This window comes from Myceligenerans halotolerans, from assembly GCF_054782975.1.
In genome coordinates this window covers 1-23,705 of record NZ_BAAGRL010000043.1, presented here as the reverse complement: position 1 = coordinate 23,705, position 23,705 = coordinate 1, and the positions used below count along the sequence as shown (strand labels likewise).

At 71.8% G+C, this 23,705-nt stretch carries 23 protein-coding genes; 8 read left to right on the top strand and 15 right to left on the bottom strand.

Annotated elements, in window-relative coordinates:
* Positions 1-1,420: 1,420 nt before the first annotated feature.
* A complete protein-coding gene (locus ACYVK5_RS21645; protein WP_460708042.1) occupies positions 1,421-3,274 on the bottom strand; it encodes a DUF2142 domain-containing protein in 1,854 nt (617 codons plus the stop codon).
* A 215-nt stretch (positions 3,275-3,489) separates the two neighbouring features.
* Here ACYVK5_RS21645 and ACYVK5_RS21640 point away from each other — a divergent pair, with 215 nt between their 5' ends.
* Positions 3,490-3,966, top strand: coding sequence for a metallopeptidase family protein (locus tag ACYVK5_RS21640; protein ID WP_460708041.1), 477 nt, complete (start codon positions 3,490-3,492; stop codon positions 3,964-3,966).
* 122 nt (positions 3,967-4,088) lie between these two features.
* Here the strand turns inward: ACYVK5_RS21640 and ACYVK5_RS21635 are convergent, their stop codons facing one another.
* From ACYVK5_RS21635 to ACYVK5_RS21625, 3 genes are all read right to left on the bottom strand, one after another.
* Complete coding sequence (locus ACYVK5_RS21635; protein WP_460708040.1) at positions 4,089-5,582, bottom strand: LCP family protein; 1,494 nt, start codon at positions 5,580-5,582, stop codon at positions 4,089-4,091.
* An 11-nt stretch (positions 5,583-5,593) separates the two neighbouring features.
* Positions 5,594-6,877, bottom strand: coding sequence for an LCP family protein (locus ACYVK5_RS21630; protein WP_460708039.1), 1,284 nt, complete (start codon positions 6,875-6,877; stop codon positions 5,594-5,596).
* 80 nt (positions 6,878-6,957) lie between these two features.
* Complete coding sequence (locus ACYVK5_RS21625; RefSeq protein ID WP_460708038.1) at positions 6,958-7,704, bottom strand: TIGR03089 family protein; 747 nt, start codon at positions 7,702-7,704, stop codon at positions 6,958-6,960.
* A 284-nt stretch (positions 7,705-7,988) separates the two neighbouring features.
* On the opposite strand from ACYVK5_RS21625, the gene ACYVK5_RS21620 reads away from it, so the two are divergent.
* The 3 genes from ACYVK5_RS21620 to ACYVK5_RS21610 all read left to right on the top strand — a co-directional run bounded on the left by ACYVK5_RS21620 (position 7,989) and on the right by ACYVK5_RS21610 (position 13,457).
* Positions 7,989-8,252, top strand: coding sequence for a WhiB family transcriptional regulator (locus ACYVK5_RS21620; RefSeq protein WP_225997651.1), 264 nt, complete (start codon positions 7,989-7,991; stop codon positions 8,250-8,252).
* A gap of 155 nt (positions 8,253-8,407) precedes the next feature.
* Positions 8,408-11,737, top strand: coding sequence for a glycosyltransferase family 2 protein (locus ACYVK5_RS21615; RefSeq protein ID WP_460708037.1), 3,330 nt, complete (start codon positions 8,408-8,410; stop codon positions 11,735-11,737).
* Between the two features lie 34 nt (positions 11,738-11,771).
* Positions 11,772-13,457, top strand: coding sequence for a DUF5719 family protein (locus tag ACYVK5_RS21610; RefSeq protein WP_460708036.1), 1,686 nt, complete (start codon positions 11,772-11,774; stop codon positions 13,455-13,457).
* A 293-nt stretch (positions 13,458-13,750) separates the two neighbouring features.
* On the opposite strand, the gene ACYVK5_RS21605 is transcribed toward ACYVK5_RS21610, so the two are convergent.
* Positions 13,751-14,521 (bottom strand): hypothetical protein, encoded by a 771-nt coding sequence (locus ACYVK5_RS21605; RefSeq protein WP_460708035.1) that lies wholly within the window; start codon positions 14,519-14,521, stop codon positions 13,751-13,753.
* Between the two features lie 139 nt (positions 14,522-14,660).
* On the opposite strand from ACYVK5_RS21605, the gene ACYVK5_RS21600 reads away from it, so the two are divergent.
* Positions 14,661-15,557, top strand: coding sequence for an HAD family hydrolase (locus ACYVK5_RS21600; RefSeq protein ID WP_460708034.1), 897 nt, complete (start codon positions 14,661-14,663; stop codon positions 15,555-15,557).
* 284 nt (positions 15,558-15,841) lie between these two features.
* Here the strand turns inward: ACYVK5_RS21600 and ACYVK5_RS21595 are convergent, their stop codons facing one another.
* The 8 genes from ACYVK5_RS21595 to ACYVK5_RS21560 all read right to left on the bottom strand — a co-directional run bounded on the left by ACYVK5_RS21595 (position 15,842) and on the right by ACYVK5_RS21560 (position 19,600).
* Positions 15,842-16,126, bottom strand: a complete 285-nt coding sequence (locus ACYVK5_RS21595; RefSeq protein WP_460708033.1) for a hypothetical protein — start codon at positions 16,124-16,126, stop codon at positions 15,842-15,844.
* Between the two features lie 145 nt (positions 16,127-16,271).
* A complete protein-coding gene (locus ACYVK5_RS21590) occupies positions 16,272-16,571 on the bottom strand; it encodes a helix-turn-helix domain-containing protein (RefSeq protein ID WP_460708032.1) in 300 nt (99 codons plus the stop codon).
* Positions 16,572-16,597: 26 nt separating this feature from the next.
* On the bottom strand, positions 16,598-16,969 hold the full coding sequence (locus tag ACYVK5_RS21585) for a type II toxin-antitoxin system RelE/ParE family toxin (protein WP_460708031.1): 372 nt from the start codon (positions 16,967-16,969) through the stop codon (positions 16,598-16,600).
* 75 nt (positions 16,970-17,044) lie between these two features.
* Entirely contained in the window at positions 17,045-17,530 is a 486-nt protein-coding gene (gene purE / locus ACYVK5_RS21580) for a 5-(carboxyamino)imidazole ribonucleotide mutase (RefSeq protein WP_460708050.1), read from the bottom strand.
* 26 nt (positions 17,531-17,556) lie between these two features.
* Positions 17,557-18,840, bottom strand: coding sequence for a 5-(carboxyamino)imidazole ribonucleotide synthase (locus ACYVK5_RS21575; RefSeq protein ID WP_460708030.1), 1,284 nt, complete (start codon positions 18,838-18,840; stop codon positions 17,557-17,559).
* Positions 18,841-18,999: 159 nt separating this feature from the next.
* Complete coding sequence (locus ACYVK5_RS21570) at positions 19,000-19,248, bottom strand: hypothetical protein (RefSeq protein ID WP_460708029.1); 249 nt, start codon at positions 19,246-19,248, stop codon at positions 19,000-19,002.
* On the bottom strand, positions 19,245-19,433 hold the full coding sequence (locus tag ACYVK5_RS21565; RefSeq protein WP_460708028.1) for a hypothetical protein: 189 nt from the start codon (positions 19,431-19,433) through the stop codon (positions 19,245-19,247). The genes ACYVK5_RS21570 and ACYVK5_RS21565 overlap by 4 nt, the downstream gene beginning before the upstream one ends.
* The gene (locus ACYVK5_RS21560; protein ID WP_460708027.1) at positions 19,430-19,600 is read right to left on the bottom strand and encodes a hypothetical protein; all 171 of its coding nucleotides are present in this window, start codon (positions 19,598-19,600) and stop codon (positions 19,430-19,432) included. The genes ACYVK5_RS21565 and ACYVK5_RS21560 overlap by 4 nt, the downstream gene beginning before the upstream one ends.
* A gap of 127 nt (positions 19,601-19,727) precedes the next feature.
* On the opposite strand from ACYVK5_RS21560, the gene ACYVK5_RS21555 reads away from it, so the two are divergent.
* Positions 19,728-20,546: an alpha/beta hydrolase gene (locus tag ACYVK5_RS21555; protein WP_460708026.1), complete on the top strand. Its 819-nt coding sequence runs from the start codon at positions 19,728-19,730 to the stop codon at positions 20,544-20,546.
* Here the strand turns inward: ACYVK5_RS21555 and ACYVK5_RS21550 are convergent.
* Positions 20,530-21,849, bottom strand: coding sequence for a helix-turn-helix domain-containing protein (locus ACYVK5_RS21550; protein ID WP_460708025.1), 1,320 nt, complete (start codon positions 21,847-21,849; stop codon positions 20,530-20,532). The two genes, ACYVK5_RS21555 and ACYVK5_RS21550, sit on opposite strands and share 17 nt — an antisense overlap.
* A 93-nt stretch (positions 21,850-21,942) precedes the next feature.
* Here ACYVK5_RS21550 and ACYVK5_RS21545 point away from each other — a divergent pair, with 93 nt between their 5' ends.
* Together ACYVK5_RS21545 and ACYVK5_RS21540 are read left to right on the top strand one after the other, a co-directional pair.
* The gene (locus ACYVK5_RS21545; protein ID WP_460708024.1) at positions 21,943-22,671 is read left to right on the top strand and encodes a 5-formyltetrahydrofolate cyclo-ligase; all 729 of its coding nucleotides are present in this window, start codon (positions 21,943-21,945) and stop codon (positions 22,669-22,671) included.
* A gap of 63 nt (positions 22,672-22,734) precedes the next feature.
* Positions 22,735-22,872 (top strand): hypothetical protein, encoded by a 138-nt coding sequence (locus tag ACYVK5_RS21540; protein ID WP_460708023.1) that lies wholly within the window; start codon positions 22,735-22,737, stop codon positions 22,870-22,872.
* Between the two features lie 18 nt (positions 22,873-22,890).
* Here ACYVK5_RS21540 and ACYVK5_RS21535 read toward each other — a convergent pair.
* Positions 22,891-23,705 (bottom strand): IS1634 family transposase (locus tag ACYVK5_RS21535; RefSeq protein WP_460708022.1); only part of this gene is annotated, 815 nt, incomplete at its 5' end.

Here is a 23,705-nt window from a genome sequence, read left to right as displayed (position 1 = left end):
TGTCCGACCCCCGACGGCACGAGCACCTGGGCGTCGCCGCGGCGGTCCTCACCGCGGTCCTGCTGTCCCTGACCGTGCTGCTCACGGACCCGCCCTACGCCACGGGCGACGAACCGCCGCACATGGACTACGCGTACCAGGTGTGGCACGGCGAGCTCCCCGTCTTCGAGGAGGGGCTGGAGCTGAGGCCCGGGGGTGCCTGGCTCGCCCCCGTGCAGTGGACCGCGCAGCACCCGCCTCTCTACTACCTGCTCGTCGCGCCCCTGGTGGGCCCCTTGGCCGACGCCGGTCATCCGGTCGCCGCGGTCTACGCTGCGCGCGGCGTGAACACGCTCCTGGCCGGGCTGTTCGTCGTCGCCGCCTGGTGGAGCGCGCGGCGCCTGTGCCGGCCGGGAAGCCCGCTGCCCCCGCTCGTCGCCCTCGTGGCCGGGCTCGCGGCCGCCGTCGCGCACGTGGGCGGCTCCGGGTACAACGACCTCCTGGCGGCCGTCCTGGTCACCACGATGTACGGCGTGAGCGCGACCGCGATCCGGCGCGGGCTGGACGCACGGCTCGTGGCCGCCCTCTGCGTCCTCGCGGCGGGCTGTGCCCTGACCCGGTTGTCCACGGCGGTCATCGCCGTCGTCGTGGCCGCCGTCGCCGTGCTCGCCGCGGCGGTGCGGGCCGCGCAGGGCCGGGGCCGCTGGGCTCCGGCGGTGTGGCTCGCGGTGGGCGGCCCGGCGACGGCCCTGGCCGCCGCCGGCTGGTTCTACGCCCGGAACGTGGCGCTCACCGGCAACATCCAGGGCTCCCACTTCGACTGGGCGCTGGAGAACCAGAACCGGACCGAACGGCCGGTGTGGGCCGTGCTGATCGACCCGGTCACCTGGGCACGGCTGCCGGACCTGTTCTGGTGGGCGGGAAGGGTGCCGCCGCGCACGCTCCACCCGATGACCACGCTGATCGTCACGGCCGTGCTGCTGGTCTGGATCCCGTTGTTCCTCGCCGCGCTGCGGCGCATCCGCGAGCACCGCGAGGGCACGCCCACGCCGGACACGATGGTCTCCGTCCGCTCCGGCGCCGACACACGCGGGACGGCCGCCGCCGCGAGGCCGCCCGCCGCCTCGGGGACGCCGACCGGGGATCCCGTTCGGGCTTCTGCTCCCACGTCGACCGGGGACCCCACCGATCTCCGGCTCCTCGCGGCACTGCCCTGGGTCGCCGCGGGGGTCGCGGCGACCATGCAGATCCTGTACGCGGCGAGCAGCGGCGGAGTCTATCCGCGGTATTTCCTGCCGGTGGCCCTGCCGCTCTTCCTGGGGGTGGCGGCCGGGCTGGCGGTGCGGCCCCGGATCCTCGTGCCCGCGTGGGTGGGGGTCTCCCTGGCCGACCTGGCGGTGTGGCTCGTCGTGGAACTCTCCACACCGGCCGGGGCCGGGCTCTACTCCGAGCCGGTGGCGCCCGCGGCGGCGGTCGGCGTCCTCGCGGTGACGTCCGCGGTCGGGGCCACCGCGCTGACGCTCCGCGCGTATCGCACACCGACGACGACGGCGGCCACGGCGACCAGCAGCGCGACGACGAACCACGCCGCGAGCTGAGCCCCGCCGAACGGGCTCCACCCGGCCCACCGCTCGAGCGCGGTGCCGAGATCCTTCCCCGGTCCCCGGTAGAACCCGCGGAACGCGAACGCCATCCCGGCCGCGGACACGACGATCCCGCCCACGAGAATCCCCGGCACCACCCATGCGCCGCCCCGGCGGCCGGCATCCGGCGGCACCGCGTCCTCCAGGGGCACCCGCTCGCCGTCGCCCACGGGGACGGCGTCGTCCGACCGCACCCGGCCGCCGTCGGTCGCAGCGACCGCGCCCCCTACGGGGACGGCGCCGTCCAGCGGCACCCGATCCTCCCGGCGGCCTCCGTCCGCCGCGGCAGCGCGCCGGTCCGCCGGGGCATCGCTCCGGCGGAGTGCGGTGAGTGCCCAGACGCCGGAGGCCGCTCCCACCGTCAGGCCGACGATCGCGCCGAACATGTACCGGCCCTGGACCGCGACCACCCAGCCCGTCTCGGCGAACCCGGACCAGGCGTTCGCGATGACGGCGCACCACAGGAGGGCGGGCTGCAGCAGGAGGATCAGGAGGGCCCTCCGGCGCGGTACCCGCGCGAGGGCCACGAGACACAGCACCGCGACGGTGACGGCGCCGGTCCAGTACACGCCGTCGGACACCCGCACGTCGAGCAGTCCGAAGCTTCCGAAGAACGACCAGGTCAGGTGCTGCACCGTGGTGCTGACGAAGTACCAGAGCCCCCGGTCCTCCACGGGCTCGAACCGCTCGGGGATCCCGACGGGCTGCACGGCCCCGAACTCCATGAGGTTCCGCAGCCACCACCACCCGCCCACGGCGAACGCCACCGACAGCGCGAGCCCCGCGAGCGCGAGCCGCCGTTTCCCGAGGACGTGGGAACCGGCCAGGAGATAGGCCACGACCACCACGGGCACGGTGAACGCGGCCATCACCTTCGTCAGCAGCCCGATCCCGACCACGCCCCCGAGCAGCACCGCCGTGGTCCACCGCAGGTCCCCTGTCACCACCCGGGCGCAGAGGTACGCCGCGCACGCGCCGGTGAGCACCACGAGTGCGTCGTTCGTGACGCTCCCCATGATGTGTCCGAGCTGCGGCAGGAGCAGCGGGAACGACGCCGCCACCAGGGCCGCCGTCCGCGACCCCGTGACCAGCCGCGCGGCGCCGGCCGCGAGCAGGGGCAGGGGCGACAGCAGCAGCACGTCGAGCAGGCGTAGTGCCAGGACCTGGTGGTCCCACCGCGCCTCGACGGCTCCGGTCAGGTGCAGCCACCCGGCCGCCACCGCGTAGTACAGCGGCGGGTGCTGGGTCATCTGGTCGATCTTCTCGACGTCCCAGGTGCTGGTGTCCGTGCCGGGCGGTACACCGGCGGCCAGGGCGTTGCCGGGGCCGATGACGGTCCGATCGCCGTCGGGTATCGGTGGCACCTCCACGTACTGGCCCTTCTCGGGGCGATCGAGGTACCGGCCGGGGACGTCGGTGTCGATGGCGGCCTCGTCCCGGGCTGCGTCGACGCCAGGGCTGATGAGCGCCTCGCCGGGCGCGGGCCAGCCACCGCCGTAGGCCAGGCGCAGCGTGCTGTTGAGGTGCTGCACCTCGTCAGGGGCCCGGAAGGCGGGAGTCAGCACCGCCCAGCAGGCGGCTGACGCGGCAACGAGTGCCGTGATGAGAGCGAGGGCGACTCGATGGCGCGCCAGGGCGATGTCGTCACGCACGGCATCAGCGTATGGCAACGGCCCGGCGCGCTCATCCAGTTCACCTCATCGGCCCGAGCTCACCACACTCACCTGCCGATACCCACGTCGAGGACGACGTCGCCGTCGATGGAGCGAGGTGCGTAGGCGGCGACGTCGTTCTCGGCAGACCGCGAGCTCGGCCCGGGTGGTGGAGTCTGTCCGGGGCAGCGGCCGTCGGGACGTATTGTCGTGGTGTGGCCTCCAAGTTCTCCCTCGCCCCGACGTCGGACGGCCGGGAAGGCCCGCGCCGGAACCCGGCCCGGCCCAGGCGGCGGGACCGGCGCGGCCGTGGCCTTCGCGGGCCGCTCTTCCCGCCGGGTTCCCCGGCGCACCGCACCCGGGCGGAGGTGTTCGACGACCTCGTCCTCGACGTCGCGCAGTCCCTCGACCGGCGCTGGGGGAAGGCGCTGAACGGCACGCAGTTCGCGGTGGAGGACGTGCCGCCGTCGGACCCGGCGCCGTGGGAGGACGGCGGCGTGCCGCTGGGGCGTTCCTTCCCGGCCGAGGCCGGCCAGCCGGCGCGGGTCGTGACGTACCGCCGCCCGATCGAGGTGCGCTCGCGCGACGAGGACGACCTGGCCGACCTGGTCCGCGACGTCGTCGTCGAGCAGGTGGCGCACCTGCTCGCCCGCGCCCCGGAGGAGATCGACCCCCACTTCGGCGAGCGCTGACGGCCCCGGGCAGTGGCGCTGGCCCACGCCGCAGGCGGCCGGGCGGCATGAGGTTGCTTACGAGCCATGAGGTTGCTTGCGCCTGAGCCGTGTCAGGCGTAAGCAACCTCATGGCTCGCGGCTCACCCACCCGTGAGGGAGTTGACCTCGCCCGTTTCCAGGTTGCCTTCACGCAGGTCGGTCCAGAACTGGGCGACCTCATCCTCGGGGCCGAGCAGCACCGTGGAGCCGACGCCGTTGCCCGGGTTGTAGCCGAGGCTCGCGATCGGTGGCGTGCCCGTGACGCCGTCCTCGCCGTTCGCGCTCTGGAACCGCACCGCCAGGAAGGCCAGGTCGATCACGCCGGTGTCCTGGTCGACCGCGAGGGATCCCAGGCCGGCGTCGGCGAGGGAGACCTGCTTGACGGGGTCGACCAGCAGGGCGGGGTCCTTGATCGCCTGCCCGACCTTGGCGATCACCTGGCGCTGCCGCTTGGCCCGGCCGATGTCACCCTCCGGGTCCTGGTAGCGCATGCGGGAGAACGCGAGTGCCTCCTCGCCGTTCACCTGGTGGCAGCCGGGCTCCCACTTCATCCTGGACTTCGGGTCGTCGACCTCGCGGTCGTAGCACAGCTCGACGCCGCCCACGGCGTCGACGATGTCGCTCACGCCGCCGAACCCGACCTCTGCGTAGTGGTCGATCGTGAGCCCGGAGAGTCCTTCGACGGTCTCCACGAGCAGTTCGGGCCCGCCGAACGCGTACGCGGCGTTGAGCTTCTGCATACCGACCCCGGGGATCTCCGCGTAGGTGTCACGGGGCAGGGATATGAGCGCCGTCGGCCCGGAGGCGGGCTGGTGCAGCAGCAGGATCGTGTCGGTGCGGGCGCCGGTGGTGGAGTCGTTGATCCCTCCGGACCCCCGCGCGTCGGAGCCGGCGATCAGGTAGGTGGTGCCGGGTGTGCCTGCCGCGCCGGACAGCGCGTCGACGTGCTGGATCTTGCCGTTCGCCCAGATCAGCAGGCCGACGGGCCAGGCGACGAGCGCCAGCACGACGACGATCGCGACGAGCTTTCCGCGGCCCTTGCGGCGCGGGCGGCCCGGGCGCGGCGCCGGCCGGGCCTGGTTGTACCCCGGCGGCGCGTGTCCACCACCCGGGGGCTGCGGCCGCACCGGGGCGGGCGGGCGCTGTGTGGCGTGCACGGAGGCAGGGCGCCGCTGCTGCGGCACCGGTGCGGCGTTCAGGCCCGACGCGCGTCCTGTGGCGCGGCGGGGCGGGATGGCCTGGGGCGGTTGGGCGCCGCGCGGCGGTACGGAACGCGGCGGGACTGGCGGTGGGTTCTTGCCACCGGACACTGGGACCTCCCGGGAGGACTGTCGTTTGATTCGTGGCTCGCTGGTTCGTTCGCCCACGGGCACGCCAGCTCCGGGCGTCTCGGCGAGAGGGCGCGGTGAGCTGCCGGAGGGCGCCTCCGCGCTCGGGCGTGCGGCCCCCTGCGCCGCGTCGCCGACGGCGATCGCCCCGTCGGCACCCGGCCGGTCCCCTGCCTGCTGCGGGGTGAAGCTCGGCGGGATCGGCGGCGCGACCCGGGCGTCCTCGTTCACCCGGGTGGCGTCGTCGTCGGTCGTCGGATCTGGCATGTCTCTCTCCGTCAGCCGCAGACGGCGGTCGTGTCGGCGCCGGTGAATGCTTCTCTGCCGGCTTCCTTGACGTCGTCGGTGCTGGGGGACGCCGTGGGGTCGATCGTCTCGTCATCCGGCGCCGACGGCGAGGCGGACGCGCCGGGGGCGGACGAGGTCTGGTCCGTGGCCTCGGGCGAGGCGGAGGCGGTGGCGGGGTCGTGGTCGAGCGGGCGGTCGTGCTTGAGGTTCTCCCAGAGGAGGGTCGCTTCGGAGGTCCAGACCACATTGCTGGCGGGGGCGTACGGGTCCGCCGCGTACGGCACGGTCTGGAACGTGACGGACTCGGGGCGCAGGTTGCGCAGGCTGTAGGCAAGTCCCGTGAGGTTGTCGAGCTGCGCGGTCTCGTCGTCCATGGTCATCGAGCTGGTCACCGCGTCCACGAAGCTCAGGGTCTTGCCCGGGTTGGTGAGCGTATCGGCGCTGAGCACCGTACGCACGAGGGAGGCGAGCAGTTCCTGCTGCCGGCCGATGCGGCTCAGGTCGCTGCCGTCGCCGACGCCGACGCGGGCGCGGGCGTAGTCGAGCGCGAGCTTCCCGCCCAGGGTCTGCACTCCCGGCTCCAGGTGCAGGTTGTTCGCCTTGGGGGCGTTGACCTCCTCCTCGATGCAGAGCTCCACGCCGCCGACCGCGTCGATCATGCGCTGGAACCCCTGGAAGTCGATCACCATGAAGCCGTCGAGGAAGACGCCTGTCAGTGTCTCGACCGTCTGCATCGCGCACAGTGCGCCCGACGCCGTGTCGCCTCCGGCGCCCGCCCCGGCGGCGAAGGCGGCGTTGAACTTGGTGCGCTGCGGCGCGGTGGTGGCCCCGTTGGTGGCCACGCAGGACGGGATGTCGACCGTGGAGTCGCGCGGGATCGAGATGGCCTCGGCCCGTGTCCTGTCCCCCGAGATGTGCAGGACGATCGTCGTGTCGGACCGCTCGCCGGCGACGGCACCGCCGATCTCCGCGTTCTCGCCCTCGCGCGAGTCGCTGCCCAGGAGCAGCAGGTTCACCGGTTCTCCCGCGCTCGGGTCGGTGGGGGTGACCTTCTCGGGGCGGTTGGTCAGCACTTCCTTCGAGGCGGTGTCGATGTTCCCCGTCCACCGCGTCACGGCGGCGACCGCCCCCGTGGCCGCGAACGCGAGCGTCCCGGTCATCACCATCGCCACGACCCGCACCGTGGAACGCTTCCCGGCCAGAGCCCGCGCGTGAGCGGGGCCGACCGAGTGGTCCAGGCCCGCTCCGGGCGTGCTGAAGTCGGGAAAGGTCACAACTTCAGAGCATAGGGGGGCGGACTTGCACGGGCGCAGAGGCCGGACAGAGGGACGGTAGAGGGTTCGTGGAGAACGGGTCAGGCGATCTTCTCGATCTTCTCAGTGGTCACGAGCCGGTCACGACGCGCGGCGTCAGCCTCCAGGGCGGCGGCCGTGGCGGGGCTCGTGAGCACCACGGAGCCCGCGCCGGCCCAGGTGCGCAGGAGCTCGCGCAGCACGTCGGCGGTGGCGCCTCGTCCGTCGACGAGCACCCGCGCCCCGTCCCCGGCCTCGGGCACGAGCTCGTCGTGGCGCACGACGGCGGTCGTCGGCGAGCCGTCCGCGCCGGCGCCGGCCAGTGCCGCGCGGCCGGGTTCCGGCTCGGGCGCGTAGATCACCTGGTCGGCGTACGTCATCACCGCCGCGGCCGCGTCCATGGCGCCGGGCGGCAGATCGCCGTCGTACCGGCGGGCCAGGGCGGGCAGGCTGACGACGACGAGGTCCGCGGGCGACGCCGCCCAGCGCTCGGGAGAATCCGTGACGGCGACGTCCAGCCCCTCGGCGGCCGGACCCGACGGCGCCCCGTCGGACAGCACCACCGTGGCACCCACCCGCCACGCGGCGAGTGCCCAGGTCACGGTGCGCCAGTGCACCGGCAGATTCACCCCAACCATCGAGCCGGGCTGTACGTCGTACTCCTCGACGAGCAGATTGGTGGTCTTCGCGACCCAGTTCGCGAGGACCGCTCCGGAGAGTTCGACCCGTTCGCCGTCGTCGCCGTACCAGGTGAGGCGGGGGCGGCCGGGATCGGACTGGAGACGGTCGAGAAGAGTGGAGACGAGCATGCACAGAGGCTACGCGCCGGGTCGCGCCGCGCACGCCTCTACCCGTGACCGTCCGCCGAGGTGGGGGCGATTTTCTTGTGAAACCCTCGGCCGATAGCACACTTCCGCTTGACGACTCCACACGACACGCGTGTAATTCCATGTATGCAGTTTTCGTAGCGAAGCAAGCGCGTGGACACGCGCGACACATGACCGACAGAGACGGCATGGAGGGACACATCATGTGGGACATGCTGGAACCGGACGGCGAGATCCCGTCCGACACCGAACGCCCGAGCGAGACCATGGCGGACGTGCTGTCGCTCTTCGATGAGGAGCAGGACGACGCCCTGCTCGGCTGGCAGGAACGCGCACTGTGCGCGCAGACCGACCCCGAGGCGTTCTTCCCCGAGAAGGGCGGCTCCACGCGCGAGGCGAAGAAGGTCTGCCAGGGCTGCGAGGTCAAGGCCGAGTGCCTCGACTACGCCCTCGCCAACGACGAGCGGTTCGGCATCTGGGGCGGGCTCTCGGAACGGGAGCGGCGCAAGCTCAAGCGGCGCGCCGTCTGACGTCACCGACCCCGCCGCCCGGCCCTGCCGTCTGCGGCGTACCACCCGAGTTCCGGCAGGCATTCTGACAAGCATTCCCTCCGGCGGAGCGCGACACGCCGGTTTTCCTCCTTACCCTGCGGATCCGGCCCGCGATGCGCATGATGGTCGGCGAGATGACCTCGCCACCCACCGGGCTCCCGCCCCGCCGCACCACCGACACCGCCCTCGCCGCGGTCAGGTCGGTCACCGGATCCGCCCCTACCGTCGTCACGGTGACCGCTGTGGTCGTGACGCGCGGTCGCAGCTCCTACCTCGAAGCCACGCTCGCCGCGGTCCGCGGGCAGTCGCTGGCGCCGCACTCGATCGTCGTCGTCGACGTCGACACCGCACCCTCCACGTCCGCGCACCAGGGGCTCAGCCTCGACGGCGCACGTTATGTCGCCGCGAGCCACTCCCGGTCGTTCGGTGACGCGGTGAACGCCGCCGTCGCCGGCTTCACCTCCTCGGGCGACACGCTCGCACCCGACTGGCTCTGGCTCCTGCACGACGACTCCGCCCCCGTCCCCGGCACCCTGGCGGCGCTGCTCCGCTCCGTCGAGCACACCACCACCGTCGCCGTCGCCGGCTGCAAGCAGCGCAGGTGGGAGCTGGACGACGACGGCGAGCCGCGCGACCCGGCGGATCCCGACCGCGGCCTCCTGCTCCAGGTGGGCTACACCGTCTCCCCGCTGGGCCGGCGCATGACCGGGCTCGACGAGACCGAGATCGACCAGGGCCAGCACGACTCGCGCGAGGACGTGCTCGCCGTCGGGCTCGCGGGGGCGCTGGTGCGCACGTCGGTGTGGCGTGACCTGGACGGCACCGACGCCGAGTACGGCCCGTTCGGCGACTCCCTCGAGTTCTGCCGCCGTGTGCGGCTGGCCGGGCACCGGGTCACGGTCGTGCCGGGCGCCGTGGTCCGGCACGCGCAGCAGTCCCTGTCCGACCCTTCCCACCGGAGCCGGATGCGACGCGCGCAGCTGCGGTTCCGGCTCGTGTCGGCGTCGCCCTGGCTGCTCGGCTGGGCGATGCTCGCCGTCGTCGCCGGCGCTCCGTTCCTGGCGGCCTACCGGCTCGCCGTGAAACAGCCGGCCGCCGCCCGCGACGAGCTCATGGCTCCGCTGTGGATGCTGCTCGGCCTGGGCAGCGTGCTCCGCGCGCGGCGCCGCACCGCGCGCAGCGCCACCCAGCCGTACCGCGTGCTGCGCCCGTTGCTCGGAACCTGGCGCCAGACGTTCCGGGAGCTGCGTGAGCGACGGCTCGCCCGCGCCGACGCCCGCTACACCGGACCCGACGATCTCGACCGGGCGGACCTGCACCGTATGGCGGCCCGCCGCCGCATGGTGCTGGCGTTCGTCGTCGTCGCGGTGACGGGACTCGCCGCCGCGGTCTTCGGGCCCGTGCTCGGCACGCTCGCCGACAGCGGCCGGCTCGTCGGCGGGGCCCTCCTGCCCGCGTCGTCCGACACGGGCCAGGTGTGGACGGCCGCGACGTCGGGCTGGGTGCGCTCGGGCCTCGGGGAGGCAGGGCCGGGCGACCCGCTGCTGCTCACGCTGACCGGGCTCGCCCTGCTGACCGGGAACTCCCTCCAGACCGGAATCAACGCGCTGTTCGTCGTGGCCCTCCCGCTCGCCGCCCTCGGCGGCTGGGCCGCCACGGGGGCCGTGACCCGTTCCGTCTGGGTACGGACCGTCGCGGCTGTGGCGTGGGCGGCCGCTCCCCCGCTGCTCGGCGCGCTCTCCGGAGGACTGCTCGGCGCGCTCGTCGCCCACCTCGCCCTGCCGTGGGTCGCGCTCGCACTCGTCCGGTCCGTGGGAGCACAGCAGATCGACCTTCCCGACCGCTCCAGCGTCGACGCCGTCAACGACCGGCCCCTCCTCGACGGCGCGTTCGTCGAGGAAGGGCGCGGCCATCGCCTCGGCGCCGCAGGAGCCGCGGGCCTGGCCCTCGCGGTCGCGGTCTCCGGCGCCCCGGTGCTGCTGCCGATCGCGGTGGTGATGCTGGCCGCCGCGGCGTTCGCCGCCCCGTCCCGCCGGGTCCACCTGGCTCTGGCGATCCTCCCCTCGCTGGTCGCGTGCGCGCCGCTGCTCATCTACATGGCCCGGACCGGCGACATCGGCCTCCTCGTGGCCGACCCCCTGGCCCTGCCCGGCACGCTCCCGCCCGGCGAGTCCGCCGCAGGGTGGCAGGCACTGCTCGGACAGGCCGGCGCCCCCGAGGCGTGGTTCGGCAGCGCGTGGCCGGGCCTGGAGGTCGGGCCGTACCTGCTCGGCGGCCTGCTGTGCGCCGTCGCACTCGCCGCGCTGCTCGGCCCCCGCGCCGCCGGCGCGCGCGTGGGCTGGATCCTCGTCGCCTGCGCGCTCGCCGTCGTCGTCCTGGCCGACGGCGGTGCGGACGGACTCGGCACACGCGGTCTCGACGCGCTCGGCCTGGACGACGGCGTCCTGGACGGCCGCACCTCCGGGACTGCCCTCGCGTCCGTGGTGCTGCTCGGCCTGGGCGGCGCCGCGCTGTGCACCACGCGGGCGGTCCGGGCACGCCGCGCCGCGCGGACGGTGGCGGCCGCCGGTGTCGCGGTGCCGCTCGCGATCGGCCTCGCCAGCGTGGCCGGCCTCGCGTCCTGGTACCTCGCCGGACCGCTGTCCGACGACGGAGTGCACGCCACCGCGCAGCCCGCGGTACCCGCCGTCGGGCAGCAGATGCAGGCCGTGCCGCGGCAGGCACGCGTCCTGCAGCTCGGTGCCGGCGACGCCGGCACCCTCGAGTACGCCCTGCTCCGGGGCGACGGGACACAGCTCGTCGACGCGTCGGTAGCGGCGTGGGCCCAGGCCGCCGCAGCCGTGACGGCAGGTGCGGAGGCCCAGGCCGCCGTCGACGACGTCGTCGTCCGGCTCGCGGGCGGGACGGACCCGGACGTGGCTGAGCGGCTCGCCGCGCTCGGGATCGGCGCCGTCCAGGTCCCGACGCCCGACCTGCACGACGACGCCACGAACGGCTCCGGCAGGGCCGCCCGGATCGCTGAGCTGACGGCGTCGCTCGACATGATTCCCGGCGTGGAGCGGGTCACGCAGGGGCAGTCGATCACGCTCTGGCGCGTGCGGACCACACAGGAGCCGACGCCGGGATGGGCGCGGATCGAGGACGGGCGGTCGGCCGTCCTGGTGGCGTCCGGCGGTCCGAGCGTGCACGTCGACGTGGCGCACGGCGACGCCACCCGGCGGGTCGTGCTCGCCGAGTCGGCCGACCCGCACTGGTCGGCCACGCTCGACGGGCGCCGGCTGCAACCGGTCGAGGTACGGACGGCAGGGGCGACCCTGCAAGGCTTCGAGCTCGGGCCCGACGGCGGACGCCTCGACATCGGCTACCACGCACCCCACCGCACCGTCTGGCTGCTGACGCTGGGGCTGGTCGGCGCGGTGTTCGCACTGCTCGCACTCCCGGTCCGAGGACGGCGGTCACGATGACTGACGGGACCACGACGCGGCGGAGGCGATCACGATGACGGCCTGGACGACGACGCGCCGGATCGGCGTGCACGCCCTCAGCGTCGCCTGCGTCGCGGCGGTCGCGATGCTCGCCCAGCACGCCCCCGGCGGCGCCGCCGACACGGCCCCGACCCGCGCGGTCGAGGTGGCGCCCGGCGAGACGACGCTCGTCTGCCCGTCCCCCGCCGAACTCGTCCAGGAGAACGTCGGCGACGACCAGTTCGACGCCAGCCCGGTCGAGACGGAGTCCAGGCTGGCGATCGCCGCCGAGGCGCCGGAGGTGGTGGGACTCGACGGTGAGAACCTCGACGGCGGTGACGACGCGGATCCCGGCGACGGGACGGATCCTCACGACGACGACGGCACGGATCCCGACGGCGGCGCGGCGGGCGGTGAGGACGCGACGGGTGGCGAGGACGCGACGAGCGACGACGACGCGGCAAGCGACGAGGACACTGCGAGCGACGAGGACTCGACGGGCAGCGACTTAGCAAGCCACGACGACGCGGCGCGCGTGATCCGGGCGGAGCCGGGCGCGGTCGCGGCCGCGACCGCGACGTCGGTCACGACGGCGGGCGACCTGCGCGGACTCGTGGCGGGCGCCTGCCGGGAGCCGGAGATCGAGCACTGGCTCGTGGGCGGGTCGTCGAGCGTCGGGTCGAGCTCGCGCCTCGTGCTGCAGAACCCGGGCCGCACCGCCGCCTCGGTGTCGCTGGAGGTCTGGGGGCCGTCGGGCCCGATCACGCTCGGCGGGCAGGCGCTCGTGGTGGTACCGGCGGGCGGGCAGGTGTCGACGACGCTCGAGGCGATCGCCCCGGGGCAGGGGCGCCTCGCGGTGCACGCCGTGAGCCGAGGCGCTCGCGTGGTCGCCTACCTGCAGCATCACCGCATCGACGGGCTGGTGCCCCAGGGTGCGGACCTCGTGGCGGGCGGGGCTTCGCCGTCGTCGGCGCTGGCGGTCGTGGGGGTGGAGAGCCGGGCCGAGTCAGTGGAGGACCCGCACGCTCCGGCGCTGCGACTGCTCGCGCCGGGCGACGGCGAGGGGACGGCGCGGCTCAGCGTGTACGGCGCGGACGGGCGCGTCTGGTTGCGCGGCGTGGAGGAGGTCTCGCTGCAGGCCGGAACCGTGACCGAGATCCCGCTCGGCGGGCTGCCCGAGGGCCGGTACGCCGTGGTGGTGGATGCGACCGTGCCGGTGATCGGCGGCGGGCTCGTGCACCGGCGCGGCTCCGTGCCGGAGGACGCCGTCGTCGACCAGGAGCCGTACGACACGGCGTGGATCGCGGGGCAGGCGGTGGACGACGGGGACGCAGGCGCGGACCCGACGTCGTCCGGCCTGCTCGCGGTGCCCGACGGCGTGTCGTGGACGCTGAACGTCGCCGCCGTGCCGACCGCGCGGGGCGAGGACGACGACCCGATCGGGTCGGCCGAGGTGACGGTCACCGGCTACGCGGCCGACGGCGTCGAGACGGGGACGCTCGACGTGGAGGTCCCGGCGGGTGAGGATCTCGACCTGTCCGGCGAGGACCTGGAACCCCTGGGCGAGGACGTGACCGCGATCGGCGTGACGTCGACCGGCGATGCCGCGACGCCCTGGGCGCTCCGCCTGGCCGACGGCTCCCTGATCGCGACACTCACACCGCCGGAGACCGCGGCGACGGAGAGCACGGTCGCGGTACGGGATGTGGTGGCGGACTGATGAACGTGCTCGCACCGGATGGGAAGAATCATGAGTGAGAAGACGAACGTTGAGGCGCTTCTGACCGAGGTCTCAGAGGAGGCCGAAGCTCGCCGTCACGACCCGCTACCCGAGACCGCCGTCGGCGTGCGTCGATCGCAGGAGCCTTCCCCGCGAGTCCTGTCGGCGCGCCCGGCCGCCAAGAGTCCTCGACACCCAAACTGACAATCGCGGGACCGCAAATATACAAAATTTGCGCCTGGCCAGTGTCAGTTTGTCAGTGAGGCGGGCGTGACCTGCGCGTATACCGCATGTCAGAGCACTATCGGGCTACTCCCCGGCGGGCGACTGTAGCTGCGGATGGTGGCCTGGGAGGTGCTGGCGTCCTGGAAGACGAGTTCCCACGGGCCGCTGTTCACGTCCATGTCGCGGCCGAAGCCGACCCACTTGCCTGTGATCCGGTGCCCGGTCGGCTCGATCAGCATCTGGATGGCTCCGTGGTAGACCGCTCCCCGGTAGTAGCCCTCCCGTGAGGTCTCCTCGCGCCAGGTACCGGTGACGACGTTGCCTTCGATACCCAGGTCCATGGACAGGTTCGAGTCCGGGTTCGAACTGGCGCGGGGCAACGAGCGCACAGTCAGCCGCGAGTCGTGCTGGAGCAGCACGACGTAGTGCAGACCCTCGAAAGCGCCCTCCCGGCCGGAAGAAAAGTACTGGTAGCGCGAAAGCCAGACGCCGCTGTAGGCGCCTGGAACCACATGCGTGCCACCCTTGGGCCGGGCTTCCTCCTCGCGGGTGGCGTCGGGCTCGCGGACGACGTCGTGTCCGCCTTGCCCGTCCGAGGCAACGCGCACGGAGAAGCCGAGCATCTCGATCGGCAGGCCAGTCATCGCTTCCAGGGCCTTGGCGTATGCGTTGCGGCACTGCCGGGTCTCCCCGGTCTCCCAGCGCTGGATCAGTCGCTTGGACGCGTCGTTGGGTTCTCCGATGCGAGCGCCGGCTTCCTGAACCGCACGCGCCATCCCGTCCTGGCTCATCCTGCGGCTCACCCGCCACGCTCGCAGAACAGTGTTGGGCGTTGTCATGGTCTCAAGACTAGACCAAATGTCGCCCTAATGTCGCCTTTTCAACGCCGCTTTCGTCATCGCGAGAGGCACGACCGGACCCGCAGGCTGGTGCCGGACATCGATCCGATGCCACTCGAACCTCCCGAGGAGAATGCCCATGACGCACATGACACCCGGCCCGGTCAGCACGCTCCGCAATCACACGACCCAGGACGCAGCGAGCACACAGACCACCACCATCGTGACGACGACAGGCGGTCCGCGACTCGTCGCCGTTGACGTCGACGGCACTGTGGTTTCAGAGGGCACGATGGACGTACCGCCCGCCATCGCCGACGCCGTCCAGAATGTCGTCGCCGCCGGCCACCACGTGTCGGTCGCTACCGGCCGATCGCTGGTCGGCGCCCTGCCGGTCGCCGCGGGCCTCGGTCTGACCTCGGGTTGGATCGTCGCCTCCAACGGCGCCGTCACAGCACGACTGGCCCCGAACCTGCCCGACGGCTACGAGGTGGTCGACTCGTTCGTGTTCGACACCGCCCGGGTGGTCCGCCTGGTCCGAGAACTCCGGCCCGAGACCTCGATCGCCGTGGAATCGATCGGCCGCGGCTATTACGTCACCCATGCCTTCCCGCGCGGCACGCTCAACGGCCGTCAGCTCCTCGTGCCGGACGACGAACTGCCCTCCTCCACACCGCGCATGGTTCTGCGCGCACCCGGAGTCACCACCGCGCTTCTCGACCACGTGCAGGCGCTCGGACTCACCACGACCGCAGCCACCGACGACTGGACCGACGTCACCCCACCCCTGCTGTCAAAGGGCACGGCACTGAACGCGGTACGACGGCGGCTCGGGGTGTCCTACGACGACACGGTCATGATCGGCGACGGCGTGAACGACCTGCCCGGATTCAAGTGGGCCGCCATCTCGGTGGCGATGGGTCACGCGCCGGCCGCCGTCCGCCACGCCGCTGACATCACGACCGGCACGCTGGAGCAGCACGGAGCCGCCACCATCCTCGAAGCCATCGCGGCGGGCACGTTCGTGGCGCGCTGATGAGGTGCCGCGTGGGTCCACGCCGCGCAGGTCGGCCTCGAATCTTCGTGAGGTGCTGCCACCGCGACGCAGTTCGGCACGCCGGCTCACACACCGGACTTCCGACCTGACTTGGGTAACGGGCTACGTCTGCAACGTCCCGGCCAGCCCCAGCCCCGAGCGAGGTCATCGCCGTCTACCACGACCTCTGGCATGCGGGGCGGTCCTTCCGCATTTCCAAGACCGACCTACACGCCCGGCGCTGTTCGCATTGAGCGGAGGCAGCCCGAGGGCTCAAGAGCCGGTCATACCGAGAAATCGAAAATAAATCGAAAGAAGCTCGACGCCGATCCGCGCGCAACCCTCCAAGCCGACACCCCGCGACTACGTGATTCCAATACTGAGCCAACCACTACCAGCGTTGCGCCCAATACAAGCAAGATCAACAAGCACGCGGCAACAAATGATGGAACCTCCACAAAGAGGGATACAGCAAATCCGGGTCCGCAGAGAAAACCGATCAATACGCCCAGCATCGCCAGTCGAGAGCGCACGGCATCATCAGAACTCTTCTTCTCATACTTTGCCATCAGAACCCTATTCCGCCAAAGAATTCGGCCGCATTTCCAGTCAAGGCTCGGCAGCATCCTTAGCGCCCCTTCAATTTGCCCCCCTCCCAGACCGCGATCAGCCAGTCGGCGTCGTCAAATTGGATCGGACCACGCTCCGGGCAGGTCACGCGGCGTGGGTACCCCGCAGAAGGTACATGTCGTCGCCGAAGACTGCCGTCACCTGAACAGTGCCGCCAAGCGCCTCGACGTAGCGGGCGATCACAGCGAACGTCGAGACGTCACCACGTTCGATCTGCGAGACACGGCTCTTGGTGACGCCCATCCGATCCGCGACGTCCTGCTGCGTCAGCCCACACTCAGTACGGCGCTGCGCAAGCCTGTGCCCGTCAATGTATGCCTGCGTGCGCTCGTGCGCCTCGGCGAGCACATCTTCGCCGAGCCGGTCGACGATGCCGCGCCGCACGGCGGACCACTTGGGATATTGAGAAGTCATGGCCTTCCATCCCCTTCCTCGCGTTCGTTGAGGTACATCGCGTACAACTCCTCGGCTTGCGGGATCGCAGTGCGGTACCACGCGGACCACGCACCGGACTTGTCGCCGCCGACGAGCAGGATCGCCGATCGCCACGGGTCGAACACGAACAGCACCCGCACCTCCGTACGACCTGTCGACGCGGGTCGCAACTCCTTGAGGTTGTGGATCTGCGAGCCCGTGATGCGGTCGACCAGCGGCCTGCCAAGCTGAGGCCCAGCGTCGGCGAGCCGGTCGATCGCCGCTGAGACCAGGGCCTGCGACTCGTCATCCAGCGTGGCGAACCACGCCATGAACTCATCGGTGACCCGGATCTCCCACTCTTCCATCCTTCGAGTGTAGTAAATCCTCTACCGCCCGGCGCCGTCAAGAGTGCGGTTTGCCAGGCCGATGAGGAGGAGCTACTACTCGACTACGGACGCGCGGAGCTTCTCGCCCTTGGCGTGGGCCAGGTCGCGGAGGTCGGACTGGAAGGCCAGCATGCGCTCGCGGAGCGCTGCCGCCGCCTCGTCCGTGCCGGAGGCGAGGATGCGCGCCGCGAGCAGGCCTGCGTTGCGGGCGCCGCCGATCGAGACCGTCGCGACCGGCACGCCCGCCGGCATCTGCACGATCGACAGGAGCGAGTCCATCCCGTCCAGGTACTTGAGCGGCACCGGCACGCCGATCACGGGCAGCGGCGTCACGGACGCGAGCATGCCGGGCAGGTGGGCGGCGCCGCCGGCTCCCGCGATGATCGCCCGCAGGCCTCGCTCGGCGGCGGTGCGGCCGTAGTCGATCATCTCGGTCGGCATCCGGTGCGCGGAGATGACGTCGACCTCGATCGGGACGTCGAACTCTGCGAGGGCTTCGGCGGCCGCCCGCATCACGGGCCAGTCGGAGTCGGACCCCATGACGATTCCGACCTGCGGGTTGGTGCTCACAGTGCGCTCTCCTTCGTCTCGACGGGCCCGACCACGGAAGCGGCGGACTCTGCCACCGAACCTCTGCTGTCCGCCCGGCCGCCGTCGTCCCCCATCAGCAGGGCCGCGGCTCCCCTGGCCGCGGCCCGCGCCTCGTCGAGGTCGGTTCCGCTCACATTGACGTGACCCAGCTTGCGGCCGGGACGGATGTCCTTGCCGTACAGGTTGACCCGTGCGGTGTCGAACCGCTTGAGCAGCTCTGGGAGCGCGTCGGCCAGGGCCTCGCGCTCGGAGCCCAGCACGTTCACCATCACGGTCCACGGAGCGACCGGGTCCGTCGACCCCAGCGGCAGGTCCAGGACCGCGCGCAGGTGCTGCTCGAACTGGCTCGTCACCGATCCGTCGATGGTCCAGTGGCCGGAGTTGTGCGGGCGCATCGCGAGCTCGTTCACCAGCACCGTCGTCGGCCCGTCCGGATCGGCCGGGTCGGTCGGTACCTCGAACAGCTCCACCGCGAGCACGCCGGTGACGTCGAGGCCCTCGGCGACGGCGACGGCGATCTCGCGGGCGCGCGCGCCGACGTCGTCGGACAGGCCCGGCGCCGGGGCGATCACCTCCGCGCACACCCCGTCGCGCTGGATCGACTCGACCACCGGCCACGCGCGCACCTCGCCGGACGGCCGGCGCGCGACGAGCGCCGACAGTTCCCGCCGGAACGGCACCTTCTCCTCGACGAGCACCGGCGGCCCGCCTTCGCTGGCGGCGACCAGCCAGTCGTCGGCCCCGCCGACGGTGGAGACGACACGCACGCCCTTGCCGTCGTAGCCGCCGCGCGCGAGCTTCACGACCGCCTCACCACCGAGGTCGGCCAGGAACTCCGTGAGCGCGGCCCTGCCCCCGTCGACCGACGACGGCAACGCGTGCCAGCGCGGGCACGGCACACCGAGTTCGCCGAGGCGCGTGCGCATCACGATCTTGTCCTGCGCGGCGACGAGGGCATGCGGCCCGGGCCGGACCGGCGTTCCGTGCTCGATCAGGTCGGTGAGCAGGTCGTTCGGCACGTGCTCGTGCTCGAACGTCAGGACGTCGGCCCTGGCTTGGCCGGCGGGCGGGGCGATGAGGGCGCGGATCGTGGCCTCATCCGACGGCGCACCGACGGGCGCGTCAGTGACGACCTGCGCGGCAGAGGTGCCGGCGCTTTCCACGAGGACCCGGAGACGCACTCCGAGCTCCGCGGCTGCGGGGGCCATCATCCGGGCGAGCTGTCCGCCGCCGACTACGGCGATCACGGGGGAGGTCACGTGGATCAAGGGTACCGGGACCGGAACAGGGCGCGGCGCGTGTTCGGCTTGCTGTCCTCAGCATGGCGGGCTCCTCGTCATGTCACCGGCGCGCCCGCGCGGCGGCCCGCGCGCACAGCAGCACGACCAGTACCACGACATACCCGACCAGGACCCAGGTCACGACGTCGCCTCGTCTTCGGACGCCAGTTCATCGGCGGCCCGGAGCACTTGCCCGAATCCACGCCGACGCTCGACCTCGACACGGACCGGCCATCGGCCTGGAAGGCTCACCTCGACGACCGTCCCGACCGCGCCCAGGAGTTGCGGCGCCCCGCCCACGATCCGCACCCGGTCGCCAACCTGCCACACGGGTGGCGCGACCGCGGACTCGGCGGCGAAGTCCTCCTCACCCTCGACGGCGCTCACCGCTCGACCTCCCGCACCGCCGAGACCGGCACGGACACGATGCCGCTGCCGCCGTCGATGTCCACGCCCAGGTCCACCCCGGCCCGCTCCGGGCCCTGCCCGAGCAGGCGGCCGATCTGACCGGCGAACCGGCCGGACGTGATCAGCACCCACCGCAACGCCGTCGCCTCCTCCGCCGCGGTCACCGTTCGCCCCTTCGGAGGCGCTCGACCCAGTCGTCCGCGCCGACGTGTTGCCAGCAGTAGGCCTCACCGATCTCGGCGATGCCGTCGCAGCCCTGCGCGTAGCACGCGTGCTCGCTCAGGTGGCGGATCGGGAGTGGGGCGGCGATGCGGTCGAGTGATGAGGTCATGCCTTCACGGTCGCTGCCGTCGTCCCGAGATGACAGGTCCGCCGCGTAAGCCGTCGTCAGCCGACACGTGCGCGTTGTGGCTGACACCTGCCAGGATGGGCGCCGTATCCCGAGCCGAGGAGGCACCATGCCCGAGCGACTTGTGCACTTCCAGACACTCGACGGTCTCGACCTGGTCGGTGACCTCACCACGCCGGACTCCCCGGGGGATACCGCCGTCGTCCTCGTCCACGGTGGGGGAGTGACCAGGCACGAGGCCGGGTTCTTCGATCGGCTTGCCGCCGGGCTCGCCGATGCGGGGATGACTTCCCTGCGGTTCGACCTGCGGGGCCACGGCGAGTCCGCCGGCCGGCAGGAGGACCTCACGCTCGCTTCGGTGCTCAATGACATCCGGGTCGCGATCGAGACGGTCCGGCGTGAGACCGGTGCGTCCCGGATCGGGCTGGCGGCACAGTCGTTCAGTGGCGGGATCGCGGCTTACTACGCCGCCAAGCGGCCGGATGAGGTGGACCGGCTCGTGCTGTTATGCCCGCGGATCAACTACAAGCTGCGCACGATCGACAGCAAGCCGTACTGGAATGACGACCGGCTCGACCAGGACAAGGCAGCCGAGCTCGCCGAGCAGGGCTATATCCAGTACTCGCCGACGTTCCGCCACGGTCCGGGGATCCTGAACGAGGTGTTCTGGCTGCAGCCGCACCGCTCCCTCGACGAGATCCAGGCGCCCACCCTGGTCGTCCACGGCACTGCGGACACGCTCGTGCCGATCGACACCAGCGTCGAAGCCATGGGCCAGCTCAACGGCGCTTCCCGGCTCCTGCGCGTCGAGGGCGCGCAGCACGGTTTCGCCGTCGACCAGGACCCGACCTACTTGAACCCGCAGTCCCAGCAGTGGCAGGCGGAGGTGATCCGGGCCGTGGCCGAGTGGATCAGCCCGACGCGCTGAGAGCGTCGTCCAGCGAGGCCAGCGCATCGCGTGAGCGCCACGGCGCCAGCGCGGTGCGGGCCTCCCGGACGGCCTGCCGGGTGCGCAGCGAGCCGGTCTTCCGCGACGTCAGCAACGCTTCGTGCGCGAGTTCGGCAGCTCGATCCGGTCGAGCCGCCGCCGCCATCGCGACCGCTTGCCGCCCGCGGTAGTAGCCCGAGTCGCGTTCAGAGACGCTGGCCTTGCTGATGCTTGCTTCGTACAGCTCGGCGGCGCGCTCGGGCTCGCCCGCCTCGATCCAGCATGACGCTTCGCGCAGCATCAGGTTCGTGTCGGGTGCGGTGTCGCGGGCGCGTTCGACGATGTCGTGCATGGTGATCGAGCGGCCGAGCATCAGATCGCCGCGGGCGACCTGGAGTAGCGCCTCGGCGTGCAAGCGGTCAGGAAGCCGCCATGGTCCGTCGAGGGCGGCACGTGCAAGCATGTGCACGCGTCGCCCGTCGCGCGACTCGTAAGCCATCTGCGACTTGCGCAGGAGCACGAAGCCTTGCATCGCCATGTCCCCGCCGGCCTGGGCGAACTCCATCGCTCGCTCGTACCAATGGCTGGCCCGGGTGGCGTCGGCCGTGTCGCGGTACAGCCAGCCGACGAACTCCGCAGCCTGCGCGGCGAGCGACAAGAGCCCGGCGTCATCGTCCGTGTGCCTGGCGACCGCGGTCGCGACGTCGACGACTCCCCGCGTGCCGACGAGCGCCGCGTGCGCGCCGTGCTTCCCGTCGACGGCCGCGAGCATCCCAAGCTGTGAGTGCAGGTGCTCGAGGATGAGGTCGGCGGAGCCTTGCAGCGGCGTTCGAATGGCGTCGGCGAGTGATCGGCCGGGTGCTTCGATCGGATCCGCGACGGGCCGCACCATGTCGACGAGCCGTCCGCCGGCGTCGAGTGCGTCGTCGAGCAGTTCGGCGGCCTGGAGACTGGGCCGCTTCTTGCCACGCTCAAGGTCCCACACGTGCTGATGCGAGATATGCACGTGCTCGCCGAGCCGGCGTAGCGACCAGCCACGTTCCTTGCGCAGGCTCTCCAGGTACGGACCGAAGCCCGGATCGACGTCGATCTGGCCCATCAGCGCCCCCTCGGTCGGCAGTGCCTGCTTGAGCAGAGTACCCGCGGCGGCTCCGGAAGCATCGCCCTCGCGCTCATCCGCCAGAACCTGCCGGACCAGGCCGCGGCGGTGCTGTCGCGCGCGATCGACGTCGTGGAAACAACCCGCGGCGGAGGCGGGATGAACGTCGCCTTCCGGGCCGGTCGCGAACTGGCTCCATGGCATGACGTGGACGAGGTCCGTGACGTGCGTGAACGCCTCCTCGCGCTCGTGTCCCCATGAATGCCCCGTGTCCTCGCCAGGTGCGAGGATGCACGCATGACGGCACCGGGGATCGACGCGGCCAAGGCCGCTCTGCGGCGGCAGGTTTGGGACGACCTCGCGGCATCGGGCGCGGCGCCGTCGGACGTGCACGGCCGCATCCCGGACTTCACCGGCGCGGACGACGCCGCCGACAGCCTCGCCCGCTGTGAACCCTGGCAGCGTTCACGAGTCGTCAAGATCGTCCCGGACACGCCGCAACAGCCCGTGCGAGCCCTTGCCCTGCGCGCCGGCAAGCTCGTCTACATGGCGATCCCGAGACTCGCCGAACCCGAGCCGTTCATCCTGCTCGACCCGGCGACCCTCCCCGTCAGCCCCGACGTCGCCGCCGACCGGCACGAGGCCGTGCGCTTCGCCCGGCGGGTCGACGTCGACCGCATGCGACCGGTCGACCTGGTCGTCACCGGCAGCGTCGCGGTCAACATCGCCGGCGCGAGAATCGGCAAGGGCGCCGGCTACGGGGACATCGAGGTCGCCATCCTGGCCGAGGCAGGACTGATCGGCACAGAAACAGTGATCTCGACAACCGTCCACGACCTCCAGGTCCTCGACACCGACATCCCCGAATCCGCCCACGACTTCCATGTCGACCTGATCGTGACTCCCACCCGCGTCATCGAGACGACGGTCCGCAAAAGGCCATCCGGGATCGACTGGAACCACATGCCCGAGTCCAAGATCCAGAACATCCCAGCCCTGGCAGCACGCCGCAGCAAGGAGCTATGAATGTACCTGTTCAGCCGCACGTCTCGTGAGGCTGTGACCTGCGGGAACGTGTAGGTTGGGTGGGTGGTCGAGCCGTCGCGTGAGCAGATCGTCGAAGCGCTCGCGCTGCGTGACGAGAGGATCGCGGCGCTGGAACCCGACTTTGATCATTTAGTACGGGCGGCTTCATCCACAGGCGTTGATGCTGACGAGTGGCGGTGATGTCGTTTTCGTGTCTCGTCAGGATGATCTCTGGCGGGCTTCGACGGTCCTGATGGCGGTCTCGAGGTCGTCGGGGAGGGGTGGTTCGGCCAAGATCTCGTTGCCGTCGACGTTGATGGTGACGGTGCGGTGCTGGCGAGCGGTGGTCACGAAGCGGCGGATGGACCAGCCGGTGGTGTCTTCGGTCCAGCGGGCGACGGCCATCGCGGCGAGCACGATGTTGAGGTGGGCGTGGATCGAGTCGGCGGTTCGGGCGTAGATGGGGCGGGCAGCCAGGTCGGACTTGGCCATGCGGAAGGACTTCTCGATCTGGAAGAGGCGGTGGTAGGCGCCGATCACGAACTCGGCGTCGGCTTGTTCGGGCGGCAGGTTCGTCACGTACGACTTGATCCCCGCGAGGGATCGGGTCTTGTCGATCAGCGCTTGGTCGAGGCTGCGGGTGCCGCCGGTGAGCTTGACGAACCTGTTGCGCTTGACCGCCGCCTTGCCCGCCAGCGCCTTGTTCGCCTTGGTGACCTGCTCGTCGATCCCGCGCAGGGTCCGTCGCGCGCGGTCGTGTTTGTACTGGTAGTAGTACCAGTGGTCGCTGCGCGCGTCGGTGGGGCCGGCGGGCCAGGGCTGGGTGAAGATCTGCCCGTCGGCCAGGTCCTGGCCCGGATGCCGGCGCTTCCAGTCGGCGATCACGTGCGGCATCTGCGGCAGGCGCGCGCCGATGATGAACCCGAGTCCCGCCGCGTCCAGCGCCTTCTTGTTCGCATCCGACACCATGCCCGCGTCCGCGACCACGGTGACCTTCTCGACCCGGTAGGCGTCCTGGAAGTGGCGGATGACCG

Coding starts and splice junctions, on each gene's coding strand:
- purE (WP_460708050.1), bottom strand. CDS start 17,530: ATGGGGTCCGACTCCGACTGGCCCGTGATGCGGGCGGCCGCCGAAGCC.
- ACYVK5_RS21560 (WP_460708027.1), bottom strand. CDS start 19,600: ATGACCTCATCACTCGACCGCATCGCCGCCCCACTCCCGATCCGCCAC.
- ACYVK5_RS21595 (WP_460708033.1), bottom strand. CDS start 16,126: ATGGCAAAGTATGAGAAGAAGAGTTCTGATGATGCCGTGCGCTCTCGA.
- ACYVK5_RS21585 (WP_460708031.1), bottom strand. CDS start 16,969: ATGGAAGAGTGGGAGATCCGGGTCACCGATGAGTTCATGGCGTGGTTC.
- ACYVK5_RS21610 (WP_460708036.1), top strand. CDS start 11,772: ATGACGGCCTGGACGACGACGCGCCGGATCGGCGTGCACGCCCTCAGC.
- ACYVK5_RS21555 (WP_460708026.1), top strand. CDS start 19,728: ATGCCCGAGCGACTTGTGCACTTCCAGACACTCGACGGTCTCGACCTG.
- ACYVK5_RS21600 (WP_460708034.1), top strand. CDS start 14,661: ATGACGCACATGACACCCGGCCCGGTCAGCACGCTCCGCAATCACACG.
- ACYVK5_RS21550 (WP_460708025.1), bottom strand. CDS start 21,849: ATGCCATGGAGCCAGTTCGCGACCGGCCCGGAAGGCGACGTTCATCCC.
- ACYVK5_RS21635 (WP_460708040.1), bottom strand. CDS start 5,582: ATGCCAGATCCGACGACCGACGACGACGCCACCCGGGTGAACGAGGAC.
- ACYVK5_RS21625 (WP_460708038.1), bottom strand. CDS start 7,704: ATGCTCGTCTCCACTCTTCTCGACCGTCTCCAGTCCGATCCCGGCCGC.
- ACYVK5_RS21605 (WP_460708035.1), bottom strand. CDS start 14,521: ATGACAACGCCCAACACTGTTCTGCGAGCGTGGCGGGTGAGCCGCAGG.
- ACYVK5_RS21620 (WP_225997651.1), top strand. CDS start 7,989: ATGGCGGACGTGCTGTCGCTCTTCGATGAGGAGCAGGACGACGCCCTG.
- ACYVK5_RS21545 (WP_460708024.1), top strand. CDS start 21,943: ATGACGGCACCGGGGATCGACGCGGCCAAGGCCGCTCTGCGGCGGCAG.
- ACYVK5_RS21615 (WP_460708037.1), top strand. CDS start 8,408: ATGACCTCGCCACCCACCGGGCTCCCGCCCCGCCGCACCACCGACACC.